Source organism: Hymenobacter sp. R533113 (assembly GCF_056835965.1).
This window is the reverse complement of the sequence record NZ_JAKWBD010000001.1, coordinates 953,680-969,320: the sequence shown is the minus strand read 5'-3', so window position 1 is coordinate 969,320 and position 15,641 is coordinate 953,680. Positions and strand designations below refer to the sequence as shown.

Sequence of the window (15,641 nt, the reverse complement as noted above, 5' to 3'; positions counted from 1 at the left end):
CCGGTATTCAGATGAAGCTCTGGGTACCGGTGAAAGGGAAAATCATCATCTACAAAATCACTAAAAGTCTGCCACTAATGCTACTCGAAAAAGACTTCACTGCCCTAAGACTTGAACTGTCGGTGAAGGCAAAAAACGGCATTGATTTTATCGTGGCGGCCAGCATCTTGTGGTCGGCAATTACCGTTATCTGGCTGCAGCCCAACCCGCCGGGCCTCAATGCCCTTTACACGTTCATAGTTAGTGGCGCGATGCTGCCGTTGGCCTTTACTTTTTCCAAATTATTCAGGACTACCTGGACCATTAAAGATAATCCGTTGGAGCCGCTGGGGTTATGGCTGAATTTTGCCCAGCTCTTTTATTTTCCGTTTTTGATTTTTGTGTATATCAAACAGCCCCAATATTTTATCATGACCTATGGCATTATAACCGGGGCCCATTTTTTCCCTTATGCCTGGTTTTATAATGTAAAAGCGTACGCGGTTATGGCTGGCGTCATTGCTTTTGGCTGCCTGTTTATCGGCTTGAATGTTACCGACCAAGACCTGTATTTGATTCCGCTTTTTATCGCCCTTTCACTTGTGGTGCTGAGTATTATAATTTCTGTTTCTTACCGAAAAAACAAAGCAATATATCTGCATTCCGCGCCAGTAAATCAGGTGGCGCAGGAGCAGTTAGCTTAAATTAAATTATATGTCATGTTGAAATCATAACGTCATGCAGAGCGGTAGCGAAGCATCTTGCGTGCTGATGTAGGAGTAGCAAGTGAATCTATAAGAACGTCATGCTGAGCTTGTCGAAGCATCTCTACTGAGGAGTAATCAATAGCATTACAACGAAGCGGCAGAGATGCTTCGCCTCCGCTCAGCATGACAATTACTACTCTTAACATCAGCACGCGAGATGCTCCGCTCTGCATGACGTTCTTTTAGATAACATGCTAGCTTAGCAGTCGCAATTGCTTGATACTTCAGCTTTGTCTTAGCTCGACTTTCCTATGTCATTTTCCATCTCCCGACGCCGGCTTTACTGGACCTTACAAGTTGTGTGCTGGGGGCTGTTTGGGGCCTTGGGAACCTTGATTATCGTGCTCACCGGGCAGAAGATTACGCCCGGTATGCTGGCGACGCAGGCGTTTATGATGGGGCTCTATATCGCCACCACGCATGGGTTGCGGGCGCTTATTCGGCGGGGCAACTGGTTGAAGCTTTCGATTCCTAAGGTGCTGCTGCGCCTGCTGCCGCTCAACCTGACACTGGCTTTCCTGACGCAGTGTGTGGTCTGTGTACTCATGATTTATGGGCTGAAAGTCTTCACTTTAGAGCAATTCCGGGGAAGCTATCTGCTGCTGTACACCCTGAATATGAACTTCGTGTTCTGGCTTTGGTCGGGTCTGTACTTCAGCTTTCATTACCTCGACAATTACAAGCAGGCCGACATTGATAAGTGGAAGCTGACCGCCGCCGTGCGCGAAGCTGAGATGCGCACACTCAAGGCCCAGATCAATCCGCACTTTATGTTCAATGGCCTGAACAATATCCGGGCCCTGGTGACCGAGGACCCGCTGCGCGCCCGTGAGATGATTACGCACCTGTCGGATTTGCTGCGCTACTCTATTCAGCTCAACAGCACCGAGCAGGTGACGCTGGCCCGCGAATTGGAGATTGTAGCGCACTATCTGGAGCTGGAAGCGGTGCAGCTGGAAGAGCGCCTGACCTACTCGCTCGACGTAGACCCAGCGGCGCTGGACGTGCTCATTCCGCCCATGACCTTGCAGCTGTTGGTGGAGAATAGTATTAAGCACGGCATCGCGCCCCGGCCCGCCGGGGGGCAAATTACCATTAGCGCCCGCCTCGACGACGCTCACGCGCGGCTACTGGTGACGGTGCGCAACACGGGCCACTACTTGCCCATTTCCGGCCACGAGGGCGTGGGGCTGCGCAACGCACGCGAACGGCTGCACCTCTTATTTGGCCAGAAAGCCGCCCTCACGGTTGGTAACGATGCCGCAGCCCCCGACGTGGTGACGGCCCAGCTTCAACTTCCGCTTACCGCCCAACTGCACCCGGCATGAACGCCCTGCTCATCGACGACTCCCGCCTGGCCCGCACCGAATTGCGCCATCTCCTGCAAGCCTTCCCCGACGTAGCCGTAGTGGGCGAAGCCAAAAACGCCGCCGAAGCCCGCACCCAAATTCAGGCCCTGTGCCCCGACTTGTTGTTTCTGGACATCCACATGCCCGGCGGCAGTGGCTTCGAGTTGCTGGCCTCGCTGGAAATTGCCCCCCAGGTTATTTTCACCACCGCCTACGACGAGTATGCTCTGCGCGCTTTCGAGGTTAACGCCCTGGATTATCTGCTCAAGCCCGTACAGGAAAACCGCTTAGCCGCTGCCCTCGACAAAGCCCGAACGCAGAGTACTGCTCCGCCCGTCTCCCCTCCAACCGAGCCCACTCCTACTCTCCTCACCGCCCACGACCAGGTATTTGTGAAAGACGGCGAGCGGTGCTGGTTTGTCCGCCTGGCTGATATTCGCCTTTTCGAAATCAACGGCAGCTACACCCAAATCTATTTCAACGACTGCCGCCCCCTTATCCCGCGCACGCTCCAGCATCTCGAAACCCGCCTCGACCCGAAGGTTTTTTCCGCGCCAACCGCCAGCAGATTATCAATCTGAAGTGGATTGACACCATCGAGCCTTGGTTTAGCAATACGCTCAAGATTAAGCTGAAAGATGGGCCAGAAGTGGAAGTATCGCGCCAGCAGTCGGTGCGGTTTCGGGAGGTAATGAGTTTGTGAGCAACGAGTGGCCTCACCCCCCGGCCCCCTCTCCCAAAAAGAGGGGGCCGGGGGGTGAGGCCACTCGTTGCTCACAAAAGTGCCTGCCCTCCATATCTCAGGAAAGCAGGCGCTTTTACAACGGTTTCAGAGTGGCTGTACAGTAGCGCGGACTTTTAGTCCGCGAGTTAGGTAGCGCTCTGCCTAGCGGACTAAAAGTCCGCGCTACAACCCTGCCGTACACTGACTCCGAAACCGCTCTAAACTATCAATCCAGATTAAACCGCCGCTTGCACCGGTTCGCGGAAGCCAACCCAAGTGAAGCGCTTAATTACAAACTCAGGGTTCGTAAACGAAGCGTTACCAGCCGGATTGCCGCCCGTCACGTGGAAGTCGGAGAAGCCGGCGTTCTGGTTCACATAAATACCGCCGGTGAGGTTGAAGCTCACTGGTGTGCCGGCCAGGCTCATCTCATCCATGATTTGCTCCTTTATTTCCTGGTCGGTGGTGTAGGCGCCGCAGCTGATAGCGCCATGCTCCCGCGCCAGCTGGGCGGCCAAACGGATGCTTTCCTGGGTGTCTTTCGTCTTGATAACCAGCATAATCGGCCCAAACAACTCCTGGCTATATTGCTCCACCTGGCTCGACTGCACCTCGTAGATGCTCGGTGAGCAGGTGCGGGCGTTCTGAAAAGTCGGGTTGTTTACGGTACCGTGGGCCAGGATGCTGCGCCCCCCGTTCAGGGCCATTTGCTCTACCCGCTTCTGCGTGTCCGGGTTCTGAATAGCGCCGAGCACGTGCGGACCAGCTTTTGGGTTGGTAGCCAAGCCCGTAACAGCGGCGGCCAGCTTCTGCACGACATCTTCGTAGGGCACTTGCTCGCCGTTCACCGTCACGCCGGTTTCGGGGATGAAGAAGTTCTGCGGGGCCGTGCACATCTGCCCTGAGTACAAGCTTACCGAGAAGGCCAGGTTTTGGGCCACCTTGTCTAGGTCGTCGCAGGAGTCAAGAATGATGCTGTTGACGCCGGTTTTTTCGGTGAAAACGGTTTTGCCTTTCAGGCTCTCCACGTAGTCGCCAAACTGGGTGCCGCCGGTGTAGTCGATGAGCTTCACGGCGGGGCTTTCGCAGAGGTCTTTGGTGATGAGATGATCTTCCGCATCGACGGCCAGCTGGCAGATGTTGGGGTCGAGGCCATTCTCCACCAGCACCTTTTGCACCTCCGCTATTACAATGGCAATCGGCAGCACCGCTTTGGGGTGCGGCTTGATAATGACGGGGTTACCGGTTACCAACGAGGCAAACATGCCGGGCACCGTGTTCCAGGTGGGAAAAGTAGCGCAGCCAATAACCAAGGCTACGCCCTTGGGCACGGCGCGCCAGGTTTTTTGCAGCGTGATATTGTACTTGCCCATCGGCTTTTCCCAGGTCGTTTCCTCGGGGAAGCGCGTCTGCTCCTCGTAGCCGGCGGCAATGGCTTCCAAAGCACGATCGGCGGCGTGTGGGCCTGAAGCCTGGAAAGACATCATGTAGGCCTGACCAGTGGTGTGCATGGTAGCATAAGCGATTTCGAAAAACCGCTCTTTCATGCCGTCCAGCACGCCAGTAAGCAAAGCGGCCCGCTGGGCAGGCTTTACTTTGCGCCACTCATCGAAGGCCTTTTCGGCCCGCTCCACGAGGGTCTGGGGGGCAAAATAGGGATACTTGATGCCTAGTGGCTGTTGCTCATAAGGAGATTCCTCCTGGCCGGTCCAGGCTTCGGGCTCGCCTTGCAGCAGCTCCGTAAAGTGCTGATCGCGACTGGCCTCGAAAGCTTCGCGGCCGAGGCGGTCGGCATCGGCTCCGTAGATCTCAGGCGAGGGGTTTTCGGGAAAATGGGCGAAGAAAGTACGCCCGTGTAAGGCTTTGATGGCCGTGTCGAGGGTGGACTGGTGTTTTTGGGTGGTTTCAGTCATCGGAGAGTCAAAAAAGTAACGTAGCTTGTAGATGGGTGCCAGGGGCCGGGTTTTCCTTGAAAAGTGAAACCACGGCATGAAAAGTGTTTTCACTTTTCAGAGCCTAAATTTACGTAATCCGCCCCGAACAGCCCCTATTGCCTCCCGCGTATGAAGCCACGATTACTTGCTTTTATCTTTTTACTGAGTACCAGCCTGGGGTTAACGCTGGCGGTAAAAGCGCAACCAAGCGGAGCCCAGACGCTGGAGCCCGCTACCCAGCCCGGCACCCTGGTTTTTAAACTTAAGTCAGCCGGTGCTTCTAGTGCTCAACCGCCCGAAATTGCCCCCCAGCTCGCAGCCGCCTTGCGTGTGCTGGGTGCTACACGAGTGGAGCAAAAGTTTCCACGGGCAATTCCGCCCACCGTTTATCAGCCCGGCTCCGTGGACTTGCGAGGCGTGTATCAGGTTTGGTTTGCGCCCTCCACTTCTCTTCAGAAAGCCCGATTTGCCCTGCTTCAGACGGGCACCTTGGAGTACGCCGAGCCGCTCTACGACCGTGGCCTGCTGCGTCAGCCCGATGACCCCTTTGCCGATTCGACCCGCACGGATGGCCAGTATTACCTCAAAAATATTCGGGCGTATCGTGCCTGGGATGTGACGCAGGGCGATACCAGCGTCGTTATTGGCGTGCTAGACACGGGCATTGTCTTTACGCACGAAGACATGCAGGGACAGATAAAGTACAACTACGCCGACCCCATCGATGGCATTGATAACGACAGCGATGGCTACGTTGACAACTTTCGCGGCTGGGACTTTGCCGATCAAGACAACGATCCTTCAGTAGCCGACACCCGCGACCACGGCCTGCTGGTTGCCGGGGCTGCTGCGGCCCGCGTCGACAACAAGACAGGCATCGCGGGGGTAGGCTTTCGCAGCAAGCTTATGCCGATTAAAATATTCTCAAATCGGCCAGGTAGCCCTTTTGGTGGCGGCTATGAGGCCATTGTATACGCCGCCGACCACGGCTGCCGGATTATCAATCTATCCTGGGGTTCGGTTGGAGGCCAGTCGCAGTACGAACAGGACGTGATTACCTACGCCGCCATCAACCGCGATGCCGTTATTGTGGCCGCAGCCGGCAACGATGGCCGTGAGTCGGATTATTACCCAGCCAGCTATGCTAACGTCATCTCGGTGGCGGCTCTTAACGCCCAGGATACCCAGGATGCCACGTATAGCACCCGCGTTGATCTTTCGGCGCCGGGCCGCGACATCCTGACCACCTGGCATGTAGGCAATAACTCTTATTCGGCCGTGCGTGGCTCCTCCTTTGCCGCGCCCATCGTGGCGGGCGCGGCAGCTCTCGTGCGGGCGCGCTTTCCGCAATACTCAGCGGTACAGGTGGCTGCGCAGCTTCGGCAAACCACGGACGATATTTATGAGTTGCCGGCCAATGCGGCCCTGCGCGGTAAGCTGGGCACGGGGCGCTTAAACGTGCACCGCGCCGTAGCCCTCACCGACCGGCGCCAGGTGCGCGTAATAGCCAGCCAATTTGCCCCCCAGCGCACGTTTTTTCGCCCCGGCGAAGCCTTACGTCTCACCATCGAGCTGCAAAACCAGCTCCAGGCAATATCAGGGCTTACCGTCACGCTTACTTCCCTCTCACCCTACCTGAGTGTGCAAAGCGGAACGTTTGCGGCAGGCTCGATGGTGACGCTGGGCCGCGCTACGAATCCGACCTCACCCTTTTTGCTGACGGTAGCCGCCTCGGTACCAGCTAACACCCGTGCCAAGCTCCGCTATGCCTTTTCAAGCACCGATGGCTACACGGATGAGCAATTCCTGGAGGTGGTGCTCAACCCGGATTATGTGGTGCTCGACGCGGGCAATCTGCATGTTTCGCTGAATAGCAAAGGTAATCTGGCCTACGACGACGCGTACTCCAGTGTGGGTGCGGGCGTAACCTACCGGGAAGGTCTCCCACTATTGGCAGAGGGCGGATTGCTGGTGGGCACATCACCTACCCGCGTTGCCGACCGGATGCACAATGACCAGAGCAGTGGCGGCCGGTGGCGTATGGATGATGATTTTCAGTCGCTTAACCAAGTAGCCTTGCGGGCGCAGCCAGTTCGAGCTACGCAAGAGGCGGAGGCCAACTTTCAGAATTTGCGGCCTGCCGGCGAGTTGGGAGCATCCTCGGTCGGGGTGCGCGTACGGCAGCGGGCTGCGACCTGGGCTGATGCGCCGCACCGCGACTATGTGCTATTGGAATATCAGCTCACCAACATCACGCCGGATACTCTAAAGTCGCTGCACGCCGGCCTTTACCTCGACTGGGATTTGCCGCCCGCCATTAGCAGCAATCTGGCCGAGTGGGATGCGGCGGGCAGCTTCGGCTACGTGCGCGCCCTCGGTTCTTCTTCTCAATTTACGGGCGTCAAACATCTGGGGGGCGGCACGCCGACGTATTATGCCATCGACAACCAGGTTGTAGCAGGTGAAGCCGTTACGATGGGAAATGGCTTCAGCACGGCCGAGAAATTTGCCGCCCTCAGCAGCGGCACCACCAAGCGCACGGCCGGCGCCACAGCCGGCAGCGACGTATCGCAGGTGGCCGGTGCCAGCCTGGGTTCGTTGGCGCCCGGCGACTCAGTTAAAGTCACGTTTGCCTTACTGGGGGGCAATTCTTTGCTGGATATGCAAGCTGCCGCCGCTGCCGCCCAAGCCCGGTACCAGACGGTAGTGCTCTCTACCCGCCCGATGGCCTCAACCACGGCCTGGCAGCTCTTTCCAAACCCGACCAGCGGCAAGGTGCGCGTGGAAGTGCCCACCAGTTTTGGCGCCAAGGAGCTGATAGTACGTAACGCGCTTGGTCAGATGCTTTTACGCCGAACCATCGCTCCTACTACCGCTGTAACTGACCTGGATATGACTGAGTTGCCAACCGGCCTTTACGTAGTTCAAATTAGTGGGCTGGGGGGCAATTTGCAGCGGCGTGTAGTAGTACAGCGCTAAAGATCTTCTAGTCATAAGGCACACAAGCGCCCTATTGTCATTGTGCTTTTACTCAAGGACTGATACAGAGATGCTTTCACAGCATCAGATAGGCAATAAAAACTCTCTTTAAGTGGGCTTATAGCGGTTTCTTGAACAGTGTACCTAAGCTGTAGAGATGCGACACTTCGCGTCTCGGCGTCAGAACGACCGGAGCAGCATGGGCCCTAACAACTGTCGCAACGAGGAGACGCGAAGTGTCGCGTCTCCTCGTTGCTTACAAGGATCGTGAAACCGCTGTAAAAGCTAAGGTCGGGGACGGCACCCCAGATAATTCGCCGACTCGCGGCCTGTGAAGACCTGAAAAGCCTCTAAGTCATTATCCTGCAGCTTTTCACCCGATGACTTTTCATAAATGCTCCTGCTTTTCCTGGCCAGATAAGGCGTCTTCTTTTCCAGGTTTTCCGGCTGAATATTTTCTTGGTCGAGAATACGGTGCAGTTCTTCCTGCGGAATAGGCGACGGGCCGCCCGGAGATGTCCACTCCGAGGGAACGTCCAGGTTTTGGTTGTGAGGCATAGCAGTAAAGCATAAGATGGTATAGCCTTTCCTACGCAATACAAAACCTGTGTTGGCTGTGCCGGCATACCCAACTGCTGCTACACGTCCGCTTTCTTTCCCAATCATTCGATCAGGCAAAGAATAAGCTCAACGCTATGCCCTTCAGCTGCCTCTACGGGCGCGGCGGCAGCGACCTAACTAAAGCTGATTTCTTAGTGACAAGCGCATGAATGACGTGCGTTACGACACCCCATACATCAAGCCTGACCCCAGCCAGAAGCTCCAGCGCCGGATAAGCGTCGTTTTCAGCCTCGAGCCAGATGCCGTCACCACGCAGGCGCAAGCGCTTCAGGGTATGCTCACCATCGACTACCGCCACCACAATATGTCCATCGGTAGGCGAAAGAGCGCGGTCGACGGCAATCAGGTCGCCGGGATAGATGCCCGCCCCAAGCATAGAGTCGCCCGTAACGCGTGCCAGAAAGGTGGCGGCGGGGTTGGTGAATAAATGCCGGCTTAGGTCGAGGGCCGCCTCCTGTTGGTCATCGGCTGGCGCAGGGAAGCCAGCCGGCACCGGACAGGCGTAAAATGGTAGTTCGAGGTTCAGGCTCTCCAGCGGAAAATCATAGATCAGAACAGCACTCATCAGCTAGGGGGCGGCTTGTACCAGCCCGGCTGCTATTTACTAAATAAATTAGTAAAAAGTTCCGTCTATTTCGTTTAAACGCTTGATTAAACAATTTGATTAGCATTAGGCTTTAGTACTTAGACAAACTTGAATATAGCTACGTAGCTAATAAATAGCTGCTAATGCAGCTGATTTGAAGCAACAGAATTAGGCTAATATTTTTAGTTTATCGATAGAATTGTTATCTTTGTATATGTCGAAAGTAAAGCTCCCTACCCCGCTTCCTGTTCAGCAATATGCCCGGTGCGTAGACGACAGTCGCCGCCCAATGGACTACATTGGCGACTGGCCCACGGCCCAGCAGGTGTATCCGGTACGTGTGCTTCCGAACGCACGTACGAAGCAGCCCCAGGTTCATGTTCTCGGCTTCTACGCCGAGCGTCCTTATGGTGCATTTGCCCCCCACCGCTTCGAGATGGTGGCGCAAGTGTGGCTCAATTAACTGGTCAGCATTTCTCGTCAACCTACTTAAGCCTTTCGGCTGTTTCCGCGTCCCGGAAGCAGCCGTTTTTGTTTTTATGACTATGGTCGAAACGTGCCAGGATTTGTTGCTGGGGGGCATTTATGCCTCCGATAAAGTGAATCATCTTGGCTTATACCATTTCCTCCTACTCAGCCTCCTGGCACACCGTATTTTGCCGCTAGGTACCCACCAGCATTTCAGGCAGCCTTTTAAGAAATATATTTGGGTGTAATTACCAACTCATGGAACAGCCTACCGATCAGATTTATAGCATTCCGGCCCCTTACCGCCGCATGGAAAACATGCACATTCTCTTTTGGCTACTGAAGGATATTGGCTGGTGCATCGTCTGGAAACCCTTAGCGCTCAGCATGATTATCCCAACGCTGAGCATTGCCCTGATTATCACCTGGCGTACCCGTACCATCAAGGCGGAGCTAGCTCATAACCTCGCCATCGTGTTCTGGATTAGTGCCAACTCGTACTGGATGATTAGTGAGTTTTTCAACTTCGAAGCCGTGCGGGTATGGGGCGATGTTACCGGCAAACACATGGCGCTTATCCCTTTTGTGCTGGGATTGCTTACGCTGCTGTATTATTACTTGGTACAAAAGCCCCGCGAGGTACGACTAGAGGCGGCAGCTACGGCGTAATCGACTACTCGTGCGATAATGCGCTGGTGCTTAGCCGGCGGCACCGACTATGTTGAGCTATGCCAGACGCGGCCGCTTGCGGTACCGGAACAGCCGCCCTGCTCCTAGCAGCGCCAGCAATACCCACACTTCCGGCTCCGACATGCGCTGAGCTTCCTCGCCCGCGTCCAGGGCAGCGTTGCCGGCTAGCACTTGCTCTTGCTTGCGCCGGAGCGCTGCTTTCTGGGCCTCATTTTCCAGCGCCAAATACGAGGTAAGCGGAGTCATGATGCCGGTACGGAAACTGGTGCGAATGGCCGCCAACTGCCTAGCCTCCGCCGCGGCCGGATGCAGGGTTTGATATTGCTGGTAGCCTTGCAGCCACAGCCCAGCTTCCCATCTCTGACTGGTACCGATGGTGGGGGGCATTTCCAGGTCGGTCGCACCTAACACAATGGCGGGCTCATCGGTATCGGGCAGATAAGCGCGCGGCTGACTAGCACTGGGCCAGGCCCGTACGGCCACACTGTCAGCCGCAGAATCGGTAGGCACCGGAGAGTTCATCGGTACCTGGCGGAAGGCATAAGCCGTGGGACTGGCATCGGCGGTCAGCACGTAAAAGGTATTCTGCTCGGGAGTGGCGCCCAAAAAATCGGCGAAGTCGGGGGGCAAAATGGCGTTGGCGAGTGAATTGGTCACGGCTACCAAAATAGGGTAGTCTGTACGAGGCTTTGTTTGGGCTTCAAACAATGTCTGCCGAATGGCGCCCTCCAAATAAAAGCCCCCCACCCTACTCGTCGCAGCTAGTTGCGGCTGCCAGTCGTAGCCGGCAGGCACGGGGGTTGAGGTAGCATTCACGAGGCTATAGCGCGCCGTGGCGGCCGCACCCGGTCGCCGCCGCAGAAATGCTTGTATTTCCTGCGTATATGCGGCATGATTGGCCGTCGCTGATGCGTCGAGCAGAAAGTGATAATAGGGCTTGCGACGAACCAACGGCAGCGCCCGCTTGGCGGCCGCGCTCAGGTACACTACGCTTCCTCCGGCAGTAGTGTACCTGAGCGCGGCGGTGGCTGCGCGGCTGGTATCGCCCAGCCGCACAGCCCGACCGGCCACTTCCAACGTAACTGGCTCTTTGTGCACCACTCGCAAGCCAGTCCGCCGTATTTCGCCGGCTGCAAAGGGAAATACCCGGAGCGCTACGGTATTGCCGGCGAGATAATACAGAATGCCTGGGTCGCGGCGCGTGTCGCGAATTTGAGCGTAGACCCATTTGGCGGCCTTTTTCTCGGCTAGAATTCCGTACTCACGGCGGCCTTCCATATCCAGATAATAATTCTGTACCCAGCAGCCCACCGGCAGCTTTAAGGTGGTACTGTACTCTGCGGTGCCAGAGCCAGCTGTATTGGTTAGCTCCAGATGAACCCAGCTACTCCAGGCCTGCTGGCGGACGTCGTAGGTGCTACGGCTGGAAAGGTTGGTCAGGACAGGCTTAGGAGGAACCTCATCTGTGAAATCCGGCCGCGCAGACCGGCGTTTTTCGGGCGGCTGAATGTTCAGGAATACGCGTTCCAGCCGGTTCAGCTTCTCATCCGACAAGGTGAGGTTATCGAGCACGAGCCAGTTGAAATACGTGGAGAGATACGGCAGATTACTACCAAACATTCCCGTCTGCTGTCCATCTTTATGGTTGCGCACAGCCCTCAATGTTGGAGCTAGCGCAGTTTCATCAATTTGCTGATGCCGAGTATAATCGGGAAAGTAGAGATACGCCAGCGCCTGGTGCAGTACCCGGCGCTGATACCAATAGGTACCTGAAATACCGAGCGGCAACACGGCTACGCTGGCCAACAGCACGCTCACCAGCGTGCGGCGCGAAAAAAGCCCCCCAGCACCGTAAAATCCTGCCCCAGCTCGCGCAGATGCACCAGCAACAACAGCAGCGGCGTCAGCATCAGAAACCCTAGCCCCACGGCCAGTACCGCCACCACCGATAAGGGCAGAAAGGGTAGGAATACTAAGAAGAAATACAGCGTGTAAGCCAATGTAAAGCTGCGAGCCGCAAACAAGGCTAAGTGCGCCCACTTGCCGGCTGGCGGCGGCAGACACAGCAGCAGCCCGTTTAGGAGGGCCAACCCGTAGAACCAGGGGCCATTGAAGTTGCCGAACACGCCGGCTTCAGAGGAGCCCATCAGGGTAGATATCTCTCCGTTATTTACAGCTAACCCCAACAGAGGCAGCACCAGGGCAACAGCTATTTTCCAGGCCAGCTGATATTCAACCCATCTGCCCGATTTATGACTAATAACGATATAAGCACCGCGGGCCAGAAAAAAGAGGAAAACTACCGTAGCCGCGACCAGTAATATCACCAGTACATGGTTGGCAAATTTGCCCCCGGTATCCGCCACAGGGGCAGTATCAGTTGGAAAAAAGAAAAAGGGACAAGGGTATGCTAAGCGCAATCCCGAAGCTGGGAAGTGCGTGATGGGGCCGGTCGTCGGGGGTGAAACGGATGAGCAGCACCAGGGCCGCGTGCGCCAGCGTAGGCATCAGGAAGGTGCCGGCATAGAGCGGCATTTCGTCGGCCATCATCCACCGAGGCACCACGGCCGGAAATAGCTCCGATAAAAAATTGGCGTAGAAGTAGAGGAAAATGATGTACACACCCAGCGCCACCAGTCCATATAGCACTGATAATTGTCGGCCCAGCCGTAGTTGCCACGCCGCGTACGCCGCATGTACAAGCGCCAGACCAATCAAAATGCCCCCCAAGCTCAGCCAGGCTTGCCGGCTCTCGGCGGGCAGCAAGGACTGTATTATGCTATATTCCCCGCTCAGCAAAACCAGCAGTATGACTACTGGTATGGTATTGAGCAGCAGCAGCCACTTGGGGTTAAGCAGGGTCTTCATAAGGCCGGAATAGATGATGGCAAAGCAGCTGGAAGCCAGCGTAGATAAGAATCAGGAAGAACAGGTACACCAGCGCGCCTTCGGCTTCGTGCAGCCAGGCGTAGCGCCGCTCCAGTTCCGGCAGCGCCCGTTGTAGACTTACCGCCGTGATAATGCGTGAGGCATTCACGAGCACCGTTAGCCCGTAGGCCAGCACGGGTAAGCTCAGCAGCCACCATCTGCGGCCATTTTGCCCTCCAGTCTGCATGCCGGCTACCAGCAGCACTGCGCTACACAGCAGCCAGAAATTGAAGCCCGAACACGACTTATCAATGGTGATGTTCAGCCCGGCATGCACAAAACCTTCCCCCACCCTGAACTCCGACGCCGACCCCAACGCAACGGCTACCAAGGCATTTGTGGGCTTCAGTAACCAAAGTAAATCAGAGGTACCAGCCTGCGTGTAGCTTAGCTTTAGCACCCCAAACAGGATGGTAGCAAAGCCATACGGCCACCAAGAGCGAGCAATTGACATCAGGAAGGAAAAGGTGATTATATGTTGCCAAAGTTATACCAAAGAACTTTGTGTTTCAAAGTATATAAATATATTTTATTCTTATAGGACTTACGCACTTAGTAGTAACTTGAGAAAAAGCCTGGCTTTATGGTGACGCAAGCGACTTACATCGAGTACCTGCTTAGTACGCCCCGCAATTATACGTGTACGCACTTGGCCGAGCACCTGTCGCAGGTGAGCCACGATCAAGTGAACCGATTTCTGCGCCGCAGCTCGTTTTCGCCCACGCAGTTGCGCGAGTTGGTCTTGCCCTTGCTCCACGACTCGCCGGAGGCCTTTTTGCTGGTCGATGATAGCGTGCAGGACAAGCGCTACAGTCGCTTCATTGAAGTAGCCAAACGCCAGTATTCGGGCAACGAACATGGCCTGGTCACCGGCATCTGCCTGGTTAACCTGGTCCACAGCAGCGGACAGGCCGGGGATTTTCTGCCCCTGGACTACCGCGTCTATGCCCCGGAGCTGGATGGCCTGACCAAAAACGAGCATTTCCAGGCCATGTTCGCCCACGTCGTGGCGGAAAATAAAATTCAGGCCCGCACGCTCCTGTTCGATGCCTGGTACAGCGGCAGCGACAACCTGAAGCTGATTCAGCGGGCCGGTTGGACGTTTTTCACGACCCTGAAAAGCAACCGGTTAGTGAGTGCCAGCAAAGAGGGGGCTACCAGTCCCTGGCCGACGTAGCCCCGCCGCCGGGTGGGTGGAGCACCGGCTTGGAAGTACGCTTGCAGAAGGTGCCGTTTGCGGTGCGCTTGTTCCGGCTGGTCGCCCCAAACGGCGACATTGAATGGGTCGTGACCAACAACTTCGCCTTTACGCTTACCCAACCGCTGGTCGAGGCCACCACCCGCACCCGCTGGCAGGTGGAAGAGTTTCACCGCAGCTTCAAGCAGCTGACCGGGGCCGAGAAATGCCAGTGCCGCCGTGCCCAGGCCCAGCGCAACCATCTGGCCTGCTGCTACCTGGCGTGGGTGTCCCTGCGCGAGTTTGCCCGATCAACGGCCCAAACGATTTATCAGGCCCACCAGCACCAATGGGCTCCCTACTTGAGCCAGCTGCTCGCCAAGCCCCTCATTCCTGCCCTGCTCCCCGCAAGTGCGTAAGTCCTATCTTAAAAGGTTGTCTATGCCCTGTTCAAGCTGAATAAGCTAGCCTTGTTATAGTATCTTGCCTGTGCTGAGCCGCCCATTCAGACCCACAACATCCAGCTTCTACCCAACCTGCTGTTTATGGAACCGATCAACCTTTCCCAAAAATTCGCGCAGTTTCACGACCATTGGAATCCGCGCGTTATTGGCGAGCTGAATGACCAGCACATCAAGATTGCCAAGGTGCAGGGTGAGTTTATCTGGCACAGCCACGCAAACGAGGACGAGCTGTTCATCGTGGTGCAGGGCACGCTTATCATGGACTTCCGCGATAAGACCGTAGAGCTGCGGCCCGGCGAGCTGCTGGTGGTACCGAAAGGCGTAGAGCACCGTCCGCGCACCGAGGGCGAAACCTGGATAATGATGATTGAGCCAAAAACCACGCTCAACACCGGCAGTGTAGAAAATGAGCGGACCCGCAAGGAGCTAGAAGTATTGTAGCATGCAGAAACTACTCTTCACCTGCCTCTGCTGCCTACTTGGCTCCTTCACGACCGCGGCGGCGCAGGTAGCTAAGCCTAAGGCACAAAAAGAATTCATTAACCCCGAAGGGCTTGCCAAATCATCGGGCTACACGCAGGTGGTTACGGCGCGCGGGGGCCGCACGGTGTACGTAGCCGGGCAAGTAGCCTTCAATGCTAAAGGTGAGCTAGTTGGCCCCGGCGACTTGCGAGCCCAGCTCGTACAGGTTTTTCAAAACCTGAAAACAGCCCTGACAGCGGCCGGCGCTACTACTGCCGATGTTGTGAAGCTGAACTACTACGTGGCAGGCTACAAACCCAGCCAGATTGCGCTGATTCGGGAAGTGCGCGACCAATTCTTTCCGCCGCAGAATCGTCCGGCCAGCACCCTGGCTGGCGTAGAGGCGTTATTTCAGGAGGGCGTTTTGGTCGAGGTAGAAGCAATAGCAGTAACGGACTAGACAAATACCAACTCAATAGCTTGCTGATAAACGCAAAAAAGGCCGCCTCCCAA

The 15,641-nt window shown here is 56.0% G+C and carries 12 protein-coding genes and 3 pseudogenes; 9 read left to right on the top strand and 6 right to left on the bottom strand.

The genetic code is table 11. The annotated features are described in order from the left end of the window. The first annotated feature begins 11 nt into the window (after positions 1-11). The 3 genes and pseudogenes from MKZ35_RS04515 (at position 12) to MKZ35_RS04505 (ending at position 2,798) form a co-directional block, all read left to right on the top strand. Positions 12-683 carry a DUF7010 family protein gene (locus tag MKZ35_RS04515; RefSeq protein ID WP_482512009.1) on the top strand — a complete coding sequence of 224 codons (672 nt, stop codon included), beginning with the start codon at positions 12-14 and terminating at the stop codon, positions 681-683. A gap of 314 nt (positions 684-997) precedes the next feature. Continuing rightward, positions 998-2,074: a sensor histidine kinase gene (locus tag MKZ35_RS04510; RefSeq protein WP_482512008.1), complete on the top strand. Its 1,077-nt coding sequence runs from the start codon at positions 998-1,000 to the stop codon at positions 2,072-2,074. Further along, positions 2,071-2,798, top strand: a pseudogene (locus MKZ35_RS04505) (LytR/AlgR family response regulator transcription factor). The gene MKZ35_RS04510 and the pseudogene MKZ35_RS04505 overlap by 4 nt, the downstream one beginning before the upstream one ends. Positions 2,799-3,055: 257 nt before the next feature. Here MKZ35_RS04505 and paaN read toward each other — a convergent pair. After that, positions 3,056-4,732, bottom strand: coding sequence for a phenylacetic acid degradation protein PaaN (gene paaN, locus MKZ35_RS04500; RefSeq protein ID WP_482512007.1), 1,677 nt, complete (start codon positions 4,730-4,732; stop codon positions 3,056-3,058). A 150-nt stretch (positions 4,733-4,882) separates the two neighbouring features. On the opposite strand from paaN, the gene MKZ35_RS04495 reads away from it, so the two are divergent. Then, positions 4,883-7,732: a S8 family serine peptidase gene (locus MKZ35_RS04495; RefSeq protein WP_482512006.1), complete on the top strand. Its 2,850-nt coding sequence runs from the start codon at positions 4,883-4,885 to the stop codon at positions 7,730-7,732. Between the two features lie 285 nt (positions 7,733-8,017). On the opposite strand, the gene MKZ35_RS04490 is transcribed toward MKZ35_RS04495, so the two are convergent. Continuing rightward, positions 8,018-8,290 carry a hypothetical protein gene (locus MKZ35_RS04490; RefSeq protein WP_482512005.1) on the bottom strand — a complete coding sequence of 91 codons (273 nt, stop codon included), beginning with the start codon at positions 8,288-8,290 and terminating at the stop codon, positions 8,018-8,020. Positions 8,291-8,444: 154 nt separating this feature from the next. Next, on the bottom strand, positions 8,445-8,918 hold the full coding sequence (locus MKZ35_RS04485) for a LexA family protein (protein WP_482512004.1): 474 nt from the start codon (positions 8,916-8,918) through the stop codon (positions 8,445-8,447). 235 nt (positions 8,919-9,153) lie between these two features. Between MKZ35_RS04485 and MKZ35_RS04480 the strand changes: the two genes are divergently transcribed. Together MKZ35_RS04480 and MKZ35_RS04475 are read left to right on the top strand one after the other, a co-directional pair. Then, entirely contained in the window at positions 9,154-9,402 is a 249-nt protein-coding gene (locus MKZ35_RS04480; protein ID WP_482512003.1) for a hypothetical protein, read from the top strand. A gap of 263 nt (positions 9,403-9,665) precedes the next feature. Beyond that, positions 9,666-10,076: a hypothetical protein gene (locus MKZ35_RS04475; protein WP_482512002.1), complete on the top strand. Its 411-nt coding sequence runs from the start codon at positions 9,666-9,668 to the stop codon at positions 10,074-10,076. A gap of 57 nt (positions 10,077-10,133) precedes the next feature. On the opposite strand, the pseudogene MKZ35_RS04470 reads toward MKZ35_RS04475, so the two are convergent. The 3 genes and pseudogenes from MKZ35_RS04470 to xrtK form a co-directional block, all read right to left on the bottom strand. Then, positions 10,134-12,424, bottom strand: a pseudogene (locus MKZ35_RS04470) (MSEP-CTERM sorting domain-containing protein). Positions 12,425-12,473: 49 nt separating this feature from the next. Then, the gene (locus MKZ35_RS04465; protein ID WP_482512001.1) at positions 12,474-12,965 is read right to left on the bottom strand and encodes a hypothetical protein; all 492 of its coding nucleotides are present in this window, start codon (positions 12,963-12,965) and stop codon (positions 12,474-12,476) included. Next, positions 12,949-13,479 (bottom strand): exosortase K, encoded by a 531-nt coding sequence (gene xrtK / locus MKZ35_RS04460; protein ID WP_482512000.1) that lies wholly within the window; start codon positions 13,477-13,479, stop codon positions 12,949-12,951. Before xrtK ends, MKZ35_RS04465 begins: the two co-directional genes overlap by 17 nt. A gap of 129 nt (positions 13,480-13,608) precedes the next feature. Between xrtK and MKZ35_RS04455 the strand changes: the two are divergent. The 3 genes and pseudogenes from MKZ35_RS04455 to MKZ35_RS04445 all read left to right on the top strand — a co-directional run bounded on the left by MKZ35_RS04455 (position 13,609) and on the right by MKZ35_RS04445 (position 15,588). Further along, positions 13,609-14,621 (top strand): annotated as a pseudogene (locus tag MKZ35_RS04455) (IS701 family transposase). Positions 14,622-14,747: 126 nt separating this feature from the next. After that, positions 14,748-15,107 carry a cupin domain-containing protein gene (locus MKZ35_RS04450; protein WP_482511999.1) on the top strand — a complete coding sequence of 120 codons (360 nt, stop codon included), beginning with the start codon at positions 14,748-14,750 and terminating at the stop codon, positions 15,105-15,107. A 1-nt stretch (position 15,108) separates the two neighbouring features. After that, entirely contained in the window at positions 15,109-15,588 is a 480-nt protein-coding gene (locus MKZ35_RS04445; RefSeq protein ID WP_482511998.1) for a RidA family protein, read from the top strand. Positions 15,589-15,641 lie beyond the last annotated feature (53 nt).